Source organism: Actinomadura sp. WAC 06369 (assembly GCF_003947565.1).
GTDB lineage: Bacteria > Actinomycetota > Actinomycetes > Streptosporangiales > Streptosporangiaceae > Spirillospora > Spirillospora rifamycini.
Map to the genome: position 1 here is coordinate 22,269 of NZ_QHJN01000084.1, position 13,146 is coordinate 35,414.

Annotated in this window: 14 protein-coding genes and 2 pseudogenes; 13 read left to right on the plus strand and 3 right to left on the minus strand. The window is 76.0% G+C overall.

Annotation, left to right across the window (positions count from 1 at the left end; all coding sequences use genetic code 11):
- Nucleotides 1–142: 142 nt before the first annotated feature.
- The gene (locus tag DMH08_RS22425; protein WP_125617494.1) at nucleotides 143–1,315 is read left to right on the plus strand and encodes a glycosyltransferase family 4 protein; all 1,173 of its coding nucleotides are present in this window, start codon (nucleotides 143–145) and stop codon (nucleotides 1,313–1,315) included.
- A 13-nt stretch (nucleotides 1,316–1,328) separates the two neighbouring features.
- Nucleotides 1,329–2,135, plus strand: coding sequence for a hypothetical protein (locus DMH08_RS22430; protein WP_051301521.1), 807 nt, complete (start codon nucleotides 1,329–1,331; stop codon nucleotides 2,133–2,135).
- Nucleotides 2,136–2,156: 21 nt separating this feature from the next.
- Here DMH08_RS22430 and DMH08_RS22435 read toward each other — a convergent pair whose 3' ends face one another.
- The gene (locus tag DMH08_RS22435; RefSeq protein WP_125617496.1) at nucleotides 2,157–3,341 is read right to left on the minus strand and encodes an MFS transporter; all 1,185 of its coding nucleotides are present in this window, start codon (nucleotides 3,339–3,341) and stop codon (nucleotides 2,157–2,159) included.
- A 74-nt stretch (nucleotides 3,342–3,415) separates the two neighbouring features.
- Here DMH08_RS22435 and DMH08_RS22440 point away from each other — a divergent pair, with 74 nt between their 5' ends.
- Both DMH08_RS22440 and DMH08_RS22445 read left to right on the plus strand, forming a co-directional pair.
- Complete coding sequence (locus DMH08_RS22440) at nucleotides 3,416–4,009, plus strand: TetR/AcrR family transcriptional regulator (RefSeq protein ID WP_026405719.1); 594 nt, start codon at nucleotides 3,416–3,418, stop codon at nucleotides 4,007–4,009.
- A gap of 33 nt (nucleotides 4,010–4,042) precedes the next feature.
- Entirely contained in the window at nucleotides 4,043–4,705 is a 663-nt protein-coding gene (locus tag DMH08_RS22445) for an NAD(P)H-binding protein (RefSeq protein ID WP_125617498.1), read from the plus strand.
- Between the two features lie 3 nt (nucleotides 4,706–4,708).
- Here the strand turns inward: DMH08_RS22445 and DMH08_RS22450 are convergent, their stop codons facing one another.
- Nucleotides 4,709–6,502, minus strand: a complete 1,794-nt coding sequence (locus tag DMH08_RS22450; protein WP_199747946.1) for an AMP-dependent synthetase/ligase — start codon at nucleotides 6,500–6,502, stop codon at nucleotides 4,709–4,711.
- Between the two features lie 205 nt (nucleotides 6,503–6,707).
- Here DMH08_RS22450 and DMH08_RS22455 point away from each other — a divergent pair, with 205 nt between their 5' ends.
- The 9 genes and pseudogenes from DMH08_RS22455 (at nucleotide 6,708) to DMH08_RS22490 (ending at nucleotide 12,928) form a co-directional block, all read left to right on the plus strand.
- On the plus strand, nucleotides 6,708–7,406 hold the full coding sequence (locus DMH08_RS22455; RefSeq protein ID WP_026405722.1) for a copper homeostasis protein CutC: 699 nt from the start codon (nucleotides 6,708–6,710) through the stop codon (nucleotides 7,404–7,406).
- 87 nt (nucleotides 7,407–7,493) lie between these two features.
- Nucleotides 7,494–8,261, plus strand: a complete 768-nt coding sequence (locus tag DMH08_RS22460) for a metallophosphoesterase family protein (RefSeq protein ID WP_026405723.1) — start codon at nucleotides 7,494–7,496, stop codon at nucleotides 8,259–8,261.
- Nucleotides 8,262–8,362: 101 nt separating this feature from the next.
- Nucleotides 8,363–8,797: an SRPBCC family protein gene (locus DMH08_RS22465; RefSeq protein WP_026405724.1), complete on the plus strand. Its 435-nt coding sequence runs from the start codon at nucleotides 8,363–8,365 to the stop codon at nucleotides 8,795–8,797.
- Between the two features lie 43 nt (nucleotides 8,798–8,840).
- Nucleotides 8,841–9,461, plus strand: a complete 621-nt coding sequence (locus tag DMH08_RS22470; protein WP_125617500.1) for a hypothetical protein — start codon at nucleotides 8,841–8,843, stop codon at nucleotides 9,459–9,461.
- Nucleotides 9,462–9,515: 54 nt separating this feature from the next.
- Nucleotides 9,516–10,475 (plus strand): ROK family glucokinase, encoded by a 960-nt coding sequence (locus tag DMH08_RS22475; protein ID WP_026405726.1) that lies wholly within the window; start codon nucleotides 9,516–9,518, stop codon nucleotides 10,473–10,475.
- Between the two features lie 66 nt (nucleotides 10,476–10,541).
- On the plus strand, nucleotides 10,542–11,246 hold the full coding sequence (locus DMH08_RS22480) for an endonuclease/exonuclease/phosphatase family protein (RefSeq protein WP_233617741.1): 705 nt from the start codon (nucleotides 10,542–10,544) through the stop codon (nucleotides 11,244–11,246).
- Nucleotides 11,247–11,889: 643 nt separating this feature from the next.
- Nucleotides 11,890–12,444: pseudogene (locus DMH08_RS22485) on the plus strand (cytochrome P450); the annotation flags it as partial.
- 101 nt (nucleotides 12,445–12,545) lie between these two features.
- Nucleotides 12,546–12,713 (plus strand): hypothetical protein, encoded by a 168-nt coding sequence (locus DMH08_RS42445; protein WP_267898566.1) that lies wholly within the window; start codon nucleotides 12,546–12,548, stop codon nucleotides 12,711–12,713.
- Nucleotides 12,710–12,928 (plus strand): ferredoxin, encoded by a 219-nt coding sequence (locus DMH08_RS22490; RefSeq protein ID WP_125617503.1) that lies wholly within the window; start codon nucleotides 12,710–12,712, stop codon nucleotides 12,926–12,928. Before DMH08_RS42445 ends, DMH08_RS22490 begins: the two co-directional genes overlap by 4 nt.
- A gap of 4 nt (nucleotides 12,929–12,932) precedes the next feature.
- On the opposite strand, the pseudogene DMH08_RS22495 reads toward DMH08_RS22490, so the two are convergent.
- Nucleotides 12,933–13,146, minus strand: a pseudogene (locus tag DMH08_RS22495) (hypothetical protein); the annotation flags it as partial.

The following is a 13,146-nucleotide window of genomic DNA, read 5'->3' on the forward strand; positions in this document are numbered from 1 at the left end:
CGCCCCGCGGCACCGCTGAGCGCTGAGGGCCCGCCACCGGACGACCGGTGGCGGGCCCTCGGCTTTTGTCGCGACTCGCCTTCGCCGCGCGGCGCCCGGCCGGTGACGTGCGGGGACCCGGCCGTCCCTATCCTTGGCAGCGATGACCAAGACCCTCGTCGTGACCAATGACTTCCCGCCCCGCCCCGGCGGCATCCAGGCGTTCGTGCACGCCCTGGCGCTGCGCCGCCCGCCCGGTTCGGTGGTGGTGTACGCGCCCGCGTGGGAGGGCGCCGCGCGCTTCGACGCCGAGCAGCCGTTCCCCGTCGTCCGCCATCCGGGCTCGCTGATGCTGCCGGAGCCGGGCGTGCTGCGGCGGGCGGCGGACCTGCTGCGCGTCGAGGACTGCGACTCCGTCGTGTTCGGCGCGGCGGCCCCGCTGGGGCTGCTGGCCCCGGCGCTGCGGCGGCGCGGCGCGCGTCGGCTGGTCGGCATCACGCACGGGCACGAGGCCGGCTGGGCGGCGCTGCCCGTCGCGCGGACCCTGCTCGGCCGGATCGGGGACGGCGTCGACGCCCTCACGTACCTGGGGGAGTACACGCGGTCCCGGATGGCGCGGGCGCTGAGCCCGGCCGCGGCGGCGCGGATGGCGCACCTGGCGCCGGGCGTGGACGACACGGTGTTCCGGGCGGGGGCGGGCGGCGCGGACGTCCGCGACCGGTACGGGCTCGCGGGCCGCCCCGTGGCGGTGTGCGTGTCGCGGCTGGTGCCGCGCAAGGGGCAGGACGCGCTGGTCCACGCGTGGCCGCGGGTGCTGCGGCGGGTCCCGGACGCGGCGCTGCTGCTGGTGGGCGGCGGCCCGTACCGCGCCGAGCTGGAGCGGCTGGCGGCGTCCCTCGGGGTGTCCCGCTCGGTCGTCTTCACGGGGAGCGTGCCGTGGGAGGAGCTGCCCGCGCACTACGACGCGGGCGACGTCTTCGCGATGCCGTGCCGCACCCGCCGCCGCGGCCTGGACGTCGAGGGGCTCGGCATCGTGTACCTGGAGGCGTCCGCGACGGGGCTGCCGGTCGTGGCGGGCGACTCGGGCGGCGCGCCCGACGCCGTCCTGGACGGGGAGACGGGCGCGGTGGTGCCGGGGCGGTCGGTCGCCCGGGTCGCCGCCGCCGTCGCGGACCTCCTCGCCGACCCCGCGCGGGCCCGCGCGATGGGCGCGGCGGGGCGCGCGTGGGTCGAGCGGGAGTGGCGCTGGGAGATCCAGGCGGCGCGGCTGGGAACGCTGCTCGACGGCCGGGGAAATAGCGCCTCCGGGCGCGTACCGCGTCCGGGCCCCGGGTGACAGGATGCCTGATATGGAGAACGCGCACGTCGAGGACGCATGGGTCCGGGTTCCGGGGGCGGCCGCCCGCTGGCTGGAGCAGCTCGATCCCGAGCACGGGTACAGCGGGTTCCAGCCGCCGCGCCGTCCCGACGCGGCTTGGGTGCTGCACGCGATGTACGCGTGGGAGGAGGGGCTCGTCACCACGACGCACGACGACCTCCACAAGTCGATGGCCGAGGCCGGGCTGACGGGGGCGCCGCGGCTGCCGGAGCCGGTGAGCGACGTCAGCGAGCTGCTGCAGGGCGCGATCGACACCGGCACCGACCTCGGGCGCACGGGGCATCCGGGGGAGGGGTGGCGGCGGCTGCGGTGGCGGGAGCTGGCGCGCGGTTTCGGGGAGCCGGTCGTCCCGGAGGGGAAGCTGCCGGGGAACCGCTGCCTGCGGCAGGCGCACCCGGCGGGGAGCTGGTCGGCGGCGATCCGGCCGCCCGCCGAGGGCTGCCTGGACCGGGAGAGCTGGCAGCGGCTGATCGGGGTGCTGCTGCGGTACACGCCGTCGGGCGCGGGGACCCGCTGCCTGGCGTACTACTGCCCGCTCGTGACGAACGAGTGGGAGGAGGACACCGTGCTCGTCGGGCGGCTCGGGGACGCGGGCCCGCTGTACGACCACCCGTCCATGAACAGCTGCCCGTCCAACCTGTGGCCGGAGGACCGGTCCTGGATCGTGTACTGCGACTGGGACCTGTGGGGGACGAAGATCGTCGGTCCGGCCGCGCTGGTCGAGGCGGTGCTGGCCGATCCCGAGCTGGAGGGCGTCCGGCTGCCCTGGACGAGCTGAACCGCCGGCGTCCCGCCCGGGTCACGCGGGCCCGCGGCGGGACGCGGCGACCAGCAGGGCCCCGGCGGCGAGCAGCGCGGCGAGGACGAGCCCCAGCGCGCGCAGCCCGTGGCCGGTCAGCGCCGCGGCGAGCTGCGGCCCGAGGCTGGCGCCCGCGAACAGCAGCGCGCTGTGCAGCGAGACGGCCGGGGCCCGCGCGGCGCCCGCCCGCGCGACGACGATGTCGATGAGGCCGGGGGCGGCGACGGCGGTGCCCGCGGTGACGAGCATCAGCAGCAGCGCGAGCCCGAGCGTCCCGGGCTCCAGCAGGCCGACGAGCGCGACGCCGGCCGCCGCCAGCGCGAGCGCCGCGGCGGCCCGCGCGGGCCCGGGGACGCGGGCGAGCCGGGCGGTGAGGAACGGGACCGCGAGGATGACGGGCAGCGCGCTCGCGCGCAGTTCCAGCAGCCCGGTGGTGCCGGTGAGCTGCAGCCCGGTGTAGATCGCGACGAACGGTCCGAGCACGACGGGGACGGCGAGGAACAGCGGCCACAGGCCGGGGGCGGGCAGCAGCCGCAGCATGGTGCGGTAGGCGGCGAGGGGCGAGCCTCCGCCGGACGGGCCGTCCGGCAGCAGGATCCGGGAGAGGGCGAAGGCCGCGGCGGCGAACGCGGCGCCGCCGGCGAGGAAGAACGCCCGCCAGCCGAACGCGGCGGCGAGGCCCTGCGCGGCGAGCTGGCCGACGACGGCGGCGGCGAGGAAGCCGGTGGTCATCGCGGTGACGGTGACGAGCCTGCGGTGCGGCGCGACGCGCTCGCCGACGTAGGCCATCGCGACGGGCGGGAACGCGCCGATGGTGACGCCCTGCAGGACGCGGAGCACGATGCCGATCCCGGCGGACGGCGCCGCGGCGACGAGCGCGGTGGTGACGGCGGTCGCCGCGACGCCGCCGACCATGACGCGGCGCCGTCCGAACCGGTCCGACAGCGGCCCGAACAGCAGGAACCCGGCGGCGTACCCGAACCCGAACACGCTGACGAGCCAGGTCAGGGACGCCGGGTCGGCGTTCCAGCCGGACGCGGCGCGGTCGAGCAGCGGGATCATCCCGTACAGCTGGCTCGTGGCGAGCAGCGCGGTGGCCGCGAGGACCGCCAGGGTCGCTCCGAACGGCGCGTGACCGGTGTCGGCCGCGGGCGAGGGGGGCGCGGTGGCGAGGGGGGAGGACATGCCCCGGGACGGTAGCCAACCAACTGGTTGGATGTCAACCAACCGGTTGGTGCAGAGTTCGGTACGATGCGCCCATGCCGAAGAACACCGCGACCACCACCAGGGACGCGCTGCTCGGCGCCGCCCGCGAGGAGTTCGCCGCGCACGGGATCGCCGGTGCGCGCGTCGACCGCATCGCCGTCCGCGCCGGCGTCAACAAGGAGCGGATCTACGGCTACTTCGGCAGCAAGGAGAAGCTGTTCGACGCCGTCATGAAGGTCGCGCTCGACGAGTTCGCCGAGATGAACGCCGAGCTCGGGGACGATCCGGTCGCGTACGTCGGCGAGGCGTTCGACCACTACCGCGAGCACCCCGACCTGCTGCGGCTGCTGATGTGGGAGGCGCTGTACGACCGCTCCGGCGCGCTGCCCGACCAGCCGTGGCGGGCGGAGCGCTGCGAGCGGAAGGCCGCGTCGCTCGCGGAGCGGCTGGGGGAGGAGCCGTCACCCGAGGTGGGGCGCGCGGTGCTGTCCCTGCTCGGGCTCGCGATGATGCCGCTGGCGATGCCGCAGCTCGCCGAGCTGCTCGGCGTGAAGCCGGACTCCCCCGAGGCGGTCGCGGCGATGCGCGAGCACGTCATGGGCTTCGCCCGCGCGGCGCTGGCGGGCCGCGGCGCCGCGTCCGGCTGAGGGCGCCGCCGCGGCCCGCCGTAGGATCGCCTCATGGACGTAGTGATCGCGGGCGGGCACGGGCAGATCGCGTTGCGGCTGTCCCGGCTGCTCGCCGCACGGGGGGACACGGTCCGGGGGCTGATCCGCAACCCGGACCACACGGACGACCTGAGGGAGGCCGGGGCGGAGCCGGTCGTGTGCGACCTGGAGGAGGCGGCCGTCGAAGAGGTCGCGGGCCTGCTCGACGGCGCGGACGCCGTCGTGTTCGCCGCCGGGGCCGGACCGGGCAGCGGGGCGGCGCGCAAGGACACCGTCGACCGGGCCGCCTCGGTGCTCGCGGCGGACGCGGCGGAGCGGGCCGGGGTCCGCGACTTCCTGCAGATCTCGGCGATGGGCGCGGGCGAGCCGACCGACCCGTCCCGCGGCGAGGTGTGGGCCGCCTACGCGAAGGCCAAGGGGGAGGCCGAGGACGACCTGCGCGCGCGGGACGCCCTCGACTGGCTGATCCTGCGCCCGGGCCGCCTCACCGACGACCCGGGCACCGGGCTGGTGCGCCTGGAGGAGCCGCCGATCGGGCACGGCGCCGTCACGCGCGACGACGTCGCCGCCGTCCTGGTGGCGCTGCTCGACGAGCCGCGCGTGCGGCGCCGCACCCTCGACCTGCTCAACGGCGGGACGGAGGTCGGCGCCGCCGTCGCGGACCTGCGCGGCTAGCGGTCAGGAGGCGTAGAGCGCGTCGATCTCGCCGGAGAAGTCCTTCATCACCACGTTGCGCTTGACCTTGAGGCTCGGGGTGAGGTGCCCGGCCTCCTCGGTGAAGTCGACGCCCAGCACCACGTGCTTCTTGATCGCTTCGGCGCGGCTGACGGACCGGTTGGCCTCGGCGACCGCGGCCTCGATCTCGGCGACGAGCTCGGGGTCGCGGCGCAGCTCGTCCACGGTCATCGCGGCGGGCTTGCCGTGCCGCTCCTTCCAGGGGGCGAGCGCCTCCTCGTCCAGCGTGATGAGCGCGCTGATGAACTTGCGGCCGTCCCCGACGACCAGGCACTGGCTGATCAGCGGGTGGGCGCGCAGCCGGTCCTCCAGCGGGGCGGGCGCGACGTTCTTGCCCGCGGCGGTGACCAGGATCTCCTTCTTCCGGCCGGTGATCTTCAGGAAGCCGTCGTCGTCGAGGGAGCCGAGGTCGCCGGTGTGGAGCCAGCCGTCCTCCAGGGCCTCCTTGGTGGCCGACTCGTTGTTCCAGTAGCCGTGCATGACGTTGACGCCGCGGAACAGGACCTCGCCGTCCTCGGCGATGCGGACGTCCACGCCCGGGATCGGCTGCCCGACGGTGCCGATCTTGATGGCGCTGGGCCGGTTCACCGCCGCCGGGGCGGTCGTCTCGGTGAGCCCGTAGCCCTCGAGGATCGTGATGCCGACGCCGCGGAAGAAGTGGCCGAGCCGCTCGCCGAGCGCGGCGCCGCCGGACACCGCGTACTCCACCCGCCCGCCGACGGCCGCGCGCAGCTTGCCGTAGACGAGCACGTTGAACACGGCGTGCCGGGCCTTGAGCGCGAGGCCCGGCCGGCCGCCGCCGTCCAGCGCCCGGCTGTAGGCGATCGCGGTGTCGGCCGCCGCCTTGAAGATCTTGCCCTTGCCCCCGGCGATCGCCTTCTGCTCGGCGCCGTTGTAGACCTTCTCGAACACGCGCGGGACGGCCAGCAGGAACGTCGGCCGGAACGAGGCGAGGTCGGGCAGCAGGTTCGGGATGTCGCTGTGCCCGAGGACGATCCCGCCCTCGATGCTCGCGACCTCGATCAGGCGCGCGAACACGTGCGCGAGCGGCAGGAACAGCAGCGTCGCGCTGCCGTCGACGGCGACCTCGGAGATCGCGCCCTGGACGGCGTTGCGGGCGGTCAGCACCAGGTTCCCGTGGGTGATCTCGCAGCCCTTCGGGCGCCCGGTGGTGCCGGAGGTGTAGACGAGCGTGGCGACGTCCGCCGCGCCGCGCGAGCGCCGCCGCTCGACCGCCGTGTCCGCGCCGACGTCCCGGCCCAGTTCGGTGACCTCGGCGACGCCGCCCGCCTCGATGCCCCAGACATGCGTCAGGTCCGGGAGCCCGTCCCGGACCTGCTCGATCGCCGCGGTGTGCGCGGCCGTCTCGGCGAACACGGCCTTGGCGCCGGAGTCGCCGAGGATCCACTCGATCTGCTCGGCGGACGACGTCTCGTAGATCGGCACGGCGACGGCGCCCGCCGCCCAGATGCCGTAGTCGAGGACGGTCCACTCGTACCGCGTCTTCGACAGCAGGCCGACCCGGTCGCCGGGTTCGATCCCGGCCGCGATCAGGCCCTTCGCGACGCCGGTCACCTCGTCGGCGAACTCGGCGGCGGTGACGGCGCTCCACGCGTCGCCGCGCTTGCGGCGCAGCACGATGGTGCCGGGGGCCTCGGCCGCCCGGTCGAACGGCGCGTCGGTCAGGTTGGCAGAGTCGGGGACCTCCACCATCGCGGGGACGCTGAACTCGCGCACGGCCTGCTCCTCGATCGATCTTGGTACTGCGGGAAACCGTCCGGCTTTCCCGGAACGGCATGATACCCACGGGTAGCAAAGGCGTTCGCCCGGTGAGTGCGCCACCCGGTCAACGGACGGCAAAGAGCGCGGCCGTCCCGTGGCGGACCGGGCCGGTTCCTCTACGCTGGGTCGGGTCTCACAGGAACCTGGCCGGGGGAGCCGCATGTCGCTGCTCGAAGTGATCGCGCTGACCGCCGCCGACGCGCGCGCCGCGCAGGAGGGCGGGGCCGACCGGCTCGAGGTCGTCGCCGACATGGCCGCCGACGGCCTCACGCCCGACCCCGACGAGCTCGCCGCGATCCGGGACGCCACCGACCTGCCGCTGCGGGTGATGCTGCGCGCCAACGCCGGGTTCGGGACCACCGGCGCCGAGCTGGACCGGCTCCGGCACGCCGCCGCCGGGCTCGCCGCGGCGGGCGCGGACGGCTTCGTCCTCGGCTTCCTCGACGCGTTCGGGCACGTCGACGCCGCCGCGACGGAGAAGCTCGCCGCGGCCGCGGACCCGCTGCCCTGGACGTTCCACCGCGCCCTCGACCGCGCCGCCGACCCCGCGGCCGCGTGGCGCGCCGTCCGCGGCTTCGGCGGCGGCCTCGACACGGTCCTGACCGCCGGTTCGGCGCGGGGCGTCGACGCGGGCGTGGAGGTCCTGGTGCGGCGCGCCGCCGAGGACGCCGCCGCGGCCGGGCTGATCATGGCGGGCGGCGGGCTGCGCCGCAAGCACGTCGCGGTGCTGGCGGCCGCGGGGATCACGTCGTTCCACGTCGGCACGGCCGTCCGCCCGGACGGCTCCTGGGACGTGCCCGTGGACGCGGCGCTCGTCGCCGAGTGGCGCTCGCTCGTCGCCGCGGCCGCCGGCGGCTAGACCGCCGGCCGGCGGGGGAGCGGGACCGCGCGGAGAGCGGGGCCGGGGGGTGTGTTCCGTCCGGGTTCGCCCCATTAGAGTCGGTTCATGAGGATCCACGTGGTGAGCGACGTCCATGGCCGCGCGGAGGCGCTCCGAACCGCGGCGGACGGCGCGGACGCCCTCATCTGCCTGGGCGACCTCATCCTGTTCGTCGACTACTCCGACCACGCGCAGGGCATCTTCGCCGACCTGTTCGGCCGCGCCAACGCCGACCGCTTCATCGAACTGCGCACCCGGAAGCGGTTCGACGAGGCGCGGGCGTTCTCCCGCGACCTGTGGGCGTCCCTGGAGGGCGACGCCTGGCCGCACATCGAGCGGGCCGTCGACCGCCAGTACGCCGAGCTGTTCGCGGCGATGCCGACCCCCGCCTACCTGACGTACGGGAACGTGGACGTCCCGCGCATGTGGGGCCCGCACCTGCGCGAGGGGCACCGCGTCCTGGACGGCGAGACCACCGAGATCGGCGGCCTGCGGTTCGGGTTCGTCGGCGGCGGGCTGCGCACCGAGTACCGCACGCCCTACGAGCTGGACGACGAGGCGTTCGCGGCGAAGGTCGCGGCCGTCGGCGAGGTCGACGTGCTGTGCTGCCACATCCCGCCGGCCGTCCCCGACCTGCTGTACGACACGGTCGCGCGCCGGTTCGAGCGGGGCAGCGAGGCGGTCCTCGAGGCGATCCACCGGACGCAGCCGCGGTACGTCCTCTTCGGGCACGTGCACCAGCCGCTCGCGTCCCGCATCCGCATCGGACGGACGGAATGCGTGAACGTGGGTCATTTCCGTGCGCGCGGCGTGCCGTACGTCCTGACGGTGTGAAGGATACTGGCGGGGGCGTCCGCACGGGGTTCACGCGCCGTCCGCGCACCGTCCACCCGAATGAACGCACCGCGTCACGCAGAGCCGGAAGGGAAACGCAGATGGCGGACCGCACCAGTTCCTCCCTCGCCGTCCAGGCGGGCAAGGCCGAGATCATGGCGGTCATCGCCGATCTGGAGGCGTACCCGGAGTGGGCCAGCGGCGTCCGGGAGTTCACGGTGGAGGAGACGGACGCGGACGGCCGCGCCGAGCGCGCCCGGCTGACGTTCGACGGCGGCCCGTTCAGCGACACCGTCGGCCTCCTCTACACCTGGGAGGGCGACGACCGGGTGACGTGGCGGCTGGCGGACAAGGGGACGGTCGTGACCGGCCTCGACGGCGCCTACACCCTCGCGGACGACGCGGGCGGCACCCGCGTCACCTACGACCTGACGCTGGACGTCCGGGTGCGGGTGCCCGGGATGGTCAAGCGCAAGGCCGAGAAGCGCATCGTCGACACCGCGCTCAAGGGCCTCAAGAGCCGGGTGGAGCGCTGAACCGGATGCCCTCCCCCCGCGACGACGGATGGATGATGGAGTCATGAGCGACCAGCCTGGCGACATCCTGGACGAGGCGGGCCGGGTCTTCGACGCGCTGCTGCGGCGCGCGTCCCGCGCCGGCATCTTCGGCGCCCCCCGGCGACCGGACGCCCGGGACCGAGCCCCCGACCAAGAACCGGCCCCCGACCAAGACCCGGACCGCCCCGAGGCGGCCGAGCCCGGCGACGCGTGGGCGGCGGCGACCGCCGAACCCCCGCCCGCCGAACCGCCGCGCGCCGAACCGCCGCGCGCCGAGCGCGGCTCCCGCGCGCACGGCGGCGCGGAGGAGCCGCGCATCGCCACCGGCGCGCCCGAGTGCCGCGACTGCCCGGTCTGCCGGGCCATCGCGATCCGGCGCGAGGCGGGCGGCGACGCGGCCCGGCACCTGCGGGACGCCGGCGAGTCGCTGCTGGCGGCCGCCCTCGACGTGATCGCCGCCGCCGACCGCGCCCGGGACGGGCGCCCGCGCGGCGGCGCCGAGCGGGACGCCGATACGTTCCGGAAGCGGCCACGCCAGGAGTCGGCGGGCCGCCCGGCGGGTACCTCTGAGCGGTCGGAGGAGCGGCGCGACCGTCCGGAAGGCGACGCGTGGTCGGCCGCCACCGGCGGCTCCGGCGACTGACGTGCAGTGCGGGACGCGCCCCGTGCGGGGACGCGTGAAGAGGAGGATGCGTACATGGCCCTGACCATCGGCGTGGATGTGGGCGGAACGAAGGTGGCCGCGGGGGTCGTCGACGACCGTGGAACGATCCTGGAGAAGGTCCGGCGGCCGACGCCCTCGACCAACCCCAAGGAGACCGCCGAGGTCATCGCCGAGGTCGTCGAGCTGCTGAAGGGCAAGTACGCGGACGTCACCGCGGTCGGGCTCGGCACCGCGGGCTTCGTCGACGAGACCCGCTCCACCGTGCTGTTCGCGCCGAACCTCGCCTGGCGGGACGAGCCGATCAAGAAGAAGGTGGAGAGCCTCGTCGGGCTCCCGGTCGTGGTGGAGAACGACGGCAACGCCACCGCCTGGGGCGAGGCCCGCTTCGGCGCCGGGCGCGGCGAGGACCACCTCGTCCTCATCACGCTCGGCACCGGCATCGGCGGCGGCGTCGTCCTGAACGGCGAGCTGTACCGCGGCCGGTTCGGCATCGGCGCCGAGGTCGGCCACTTCCGGGTGGTCCCGGACGGGCGGCGCTGCGGCTGCGGCAACCGCGGCTGCTGGGAGCAGTACGCCAGCGGCAACGCGCTCGTCCACGAGGCCCGCGACCTGGCCCGGGTGGCGCCCGCGATGGCGGGGCGGCTGCTGGAGCTGGCCGGCGGCACGCCGGAGGGCATCCGCGGGCCCGAGGTGACGCAGGCGGCGCGGGAGGGCGACCAGGCGGCGCTGGAGTGCTTCCGGACGGTCGCGCAGTGGGCCGGGCAGGGCCTGGCGGACCTCAGCGCCATCCTCGACCCCGGCGCGTTCATCATCGGCGGCGGCCTGTCGGACGCCGGCGACCTGCTGCTCGACCCGGTCCGCGCGTCGTTCGCGAAGGCGCTGACGGGGCGCGGCCACCGGCCGATGCCCGACATCCGCATCGCCGAGCTGGGCTCGGCCGCCGGGATCGTCGGCGCCGCCGACCTCGCCCGGGTGCCCGCCCCCGCCCCGTGACGGGCCCGTGGCGCGCGGCGTGACCGGGACGACCGGGACGCCGGGGACGGCCGGGGGCGCGGCCCGGTGACGCCCCTGCGCGTGATGAGCTACAACGTCCGGTCGCTGCGCGACGACCCGGCCGCCGTGGCGCGGGTCGTCCGCGCGCTCCGCCCGGACGTGCTGTGCCTGCAGGAGGTCCCGCGGTTCTGGGGCTGGCGCGGCAAGCGGCGGCGGCTGGCCCGCGACTGCGGGACGGCCGTCGCGGCGGGCCGCCGCGCGTGCGGGCTCGCGGTGCTCGCGGCCCCGCACGTCCGCCGGGCGGCCCGCGAGTTCCACCTGCTCACCCCCGATCCGGACCTGCACCGGCGGGGGCTGGCCGTCGCGGTCCTGGAGGTCGGCGGGTCCCGGCTCGTCGCGGCGTCGACGCATCTCGACCTGGCGGCGGAGCCGCGCCGCCGGCACGTCCGGGAGATCCTGGACCTGCTGGACCGGGCGCGCGAGCGGTACAAGGCGCCGGTGGTGCTGGCCGGGGACGTCAACGAGGAGCCCGGCGGCCCCGCCTGGTCGCTGCTGGCGGGCCGCCTCCGGGACGGCCGCGCGGTCGCGCCGGCCGGGGAGGCCGCGACGTTCTCCGCCCGCTCCCCGCGCCGGCGCATCGACGGCGTCTTCGCCGACCCGGACCTGGAGGTCGTCGGGTGCGGCGTCCCCGCGGGCGAGGGGGCGCCCGCCGCGGACTACGCCGCCGCCACCGACCACCGCCCGGTGGTCGCCGATCTCCGCCTGCCCTGACTTACCGCCGGGCCACACATAATTAGCCGTGGAATTCGTCGGCACGAACATGCGTTGCCGCGCACCCGAAAAGCGTCGCCGCAGGTGGTGGCCATGAACGACCGGTCGGCGCGGGTGCCGGAATTCTTCGCCCCGTACCCCCTCGCCGGTGAAGGAGCCGGTCAACGCAGGGGGCGGCGGAAAGATGAATAATGTGCCGCCGAAATGCGCGGTTGACGCCATTCACCGGACCGTTACCGTGAACGTGCCCCGACGATTCCGGAGGACCCCCATGGCACGTCCCGCGGTGCCCTTCCCCGTCCATCGCGACGATCCCCTCCACCCGCCGGCGGAATACGCGGCGCTGCTCGGCGGGCCGCCGGTCCGGGTCCGGACGCCCGACGGGGCGGAGCACTGGATGGTGTCGCGGCTCGCCGACGTGCGGGCCGTCCTCGCCGACCCCCGGCTCAGCGCCGACGACACCCGGCCGAACTTCCCGAACCTGCTGCCGCTGCCCGCGGTGCCCGGCGCGCTGTCGTTCCTGCGGATGGACGACCCCGAGCACGCGCGGCTGCGCCGCACGCTGACCGCGGAGTTCACGGTCCGGCGCGTCAACCTCATGCGCCCGGGGATCGCCGAGACCGTCGACGCGCTGCTGGACGCGATGGTCGGGCAGGGGCCGCCCGCCGACCTCGTCGCGGCGTTCGCGCTGCCGCTGCCGTCCCTGGTGATCTGCCGGCTCCTCGGCGTGCCCTACCGCGACCACGACTTCTTCCAGGAGCGCAGCGCCGAGTCGCTCCGGCTGGACACCGGCGGCGGCGCGGCGGTCGCGGCGTTCGCCGATCTCGCCGCCTACCTGGACCGGCTCGTCGCCGACAAGGAGCGTGAACCGACCGACGACCTGCTGGGACGGGTCGCCGGACGGGTCCGCGCCGGGGAGCTCGGGCACGAGGAGGCGGTCGCGATGGCGCGGCTGCTGCTGCTCGCCGGGCACGAGACGACCGCCAACATGATCGGGCTCGGGACGTACGCGCTGCTGCGGCACCCGGCCGAGCTCGCGCGGCTCCGCGCGGACCCCGCGCTCGTCCGTCCCGCGGTGGAGGAACTGCTGCGGTACCTGACGATCGTCCACCGCGGCACGCAGCGCGTGGCGCGCGAACCCGTCGAGGTGGGCGGCGTGACGATCGCGGCGGGGGAGGGCGTCGTCGTGGCGCTGGCGGCGGCCGACCGCGACCCGGGCGCGTTCGCCGACCCCGGCGCGTTCGACCCGTCCCGCCCGCCGGCCACCACGTCGCGTTCGGGTTCGGGCCGCACCAGTGCATCGGCCAGACCCTCGCCCGGGTCGAGATGGAGATCGCGTTCGCCCGGATGCTGGAGCGCCTCCCCGGCCTCGCCCTGGCCTGCGCGCCCGAGGAGCTCGCGTTCCGCGACTCCGTCGTGTACGGCGTGCACGCCCTGCCGGTGACGTGGTCGGGGGAGGGGGCGTGAGCGGGGCGGCCGCGGGCCGGCTGAGCGTCGACCGCGACGCCTGCCGGGGCGCGGGCCAGTGCGCCTACAACGCCCCCGACCTGTTCGACCAGGACGAGGACGAGGGCCTGGTGGTGCTGCTGGACGCCGCGCCGCCGCCCGAGCGGCTGGCGTCCGCGCGCCGCGCCGCGGACGCCTGCCCGAACCGCGCGATCACCCTGGCCGGGCCGGGGTGAGGGGCTAGACGACCGCGCCGTCGTCGCCGTCGCGGGGCTCGTCGCCCATCCGCAGGACGAGCGTCACGAAGCCGCCGATGAACGCCGCGACCGCGAGGAACGCGGCCCAGCCGGGGACCTCCCAGTCGAGGATGACGGTGACCAGCAGGTAGACGGGGCCGCCGACCAGCGCGACCCACGCGCCCTTGGTGAGCGGGTCGGCGGCCCCGTCTACCTGC

Bases quoted from the DNA above. Each gene is read 5' to 3' on its own strand.
- DMH08_RS22425 (WP_125617494.1), top strand. From the start codon at position 143: ATGACCAAGACCCTCGTCGTGACCAATGACTTCCCGCCCCGCCCCGGC.
- DMH08_RS22430 (WP_051301521.1), top strand. From the start codon at position 1,329: ATGGAGAACGCGCACGTCGAGGACGCATGGGTCCGGGTTCCGGGGGCG.
- DMH08_RS22435 (WP_125617496.1), bottom strand. From the start codon at position 3,341: ATGTCCTCCCCCCTCGCCACCGCGCCCCCCTCGCCCGCGGCCGACACC.
- DMH08_RS22440 (WP_026405719.1), top strand. From the start codon at position 3,416: ATGCCGAAGAACACCGCGACCACCACCAGGGACGCGCTGCTCGGCGCC.
- DMH08_RS22445 (WP_125617498.1), top strand. From the start codon at position 4,043: ATGGACGTAGTGATCGCGGGCGGGCACGGGCAGATCGCGTTGCGGCTG.
- DMH08_RS22455 (WP_026405722.1), top strand. From the start codon at position 6,708: ATGTCGCTGCTCGAAGTGATCGCGCTGACCGCCGCCGACGCGCGCGCC.
- DMH08_RS22460 (WP_026405723.1), top strand. From the start codon at position 7,494: ATGAGGATCCACGTGGTGAGCGACGTCCATGGCCGCGCGGAGGCGCTC.
- DMH08_RS22465 (WP_026405724.1), top strand. From the start codon at position 8,363: ATGGCGGACCGCACCAGTTCCTCCCTCGCCGTCCAGGCGGGCAAGGCC.
- DMH08_RS22470 (WP_125617500.1), top strand. From the start codon at position 8,841: ATGAGCGACCAGCCTGGCGACATCCTGGACGAGGCGGGCCGGGTCTTC.
- DMH08_RS22475 (WP_026405726.1), top strand. From the start codon at position 9,516: ATGGCCCTGACCATCGGCGTGGATGTGGGCGGAACGAAGGTGGCCGCG.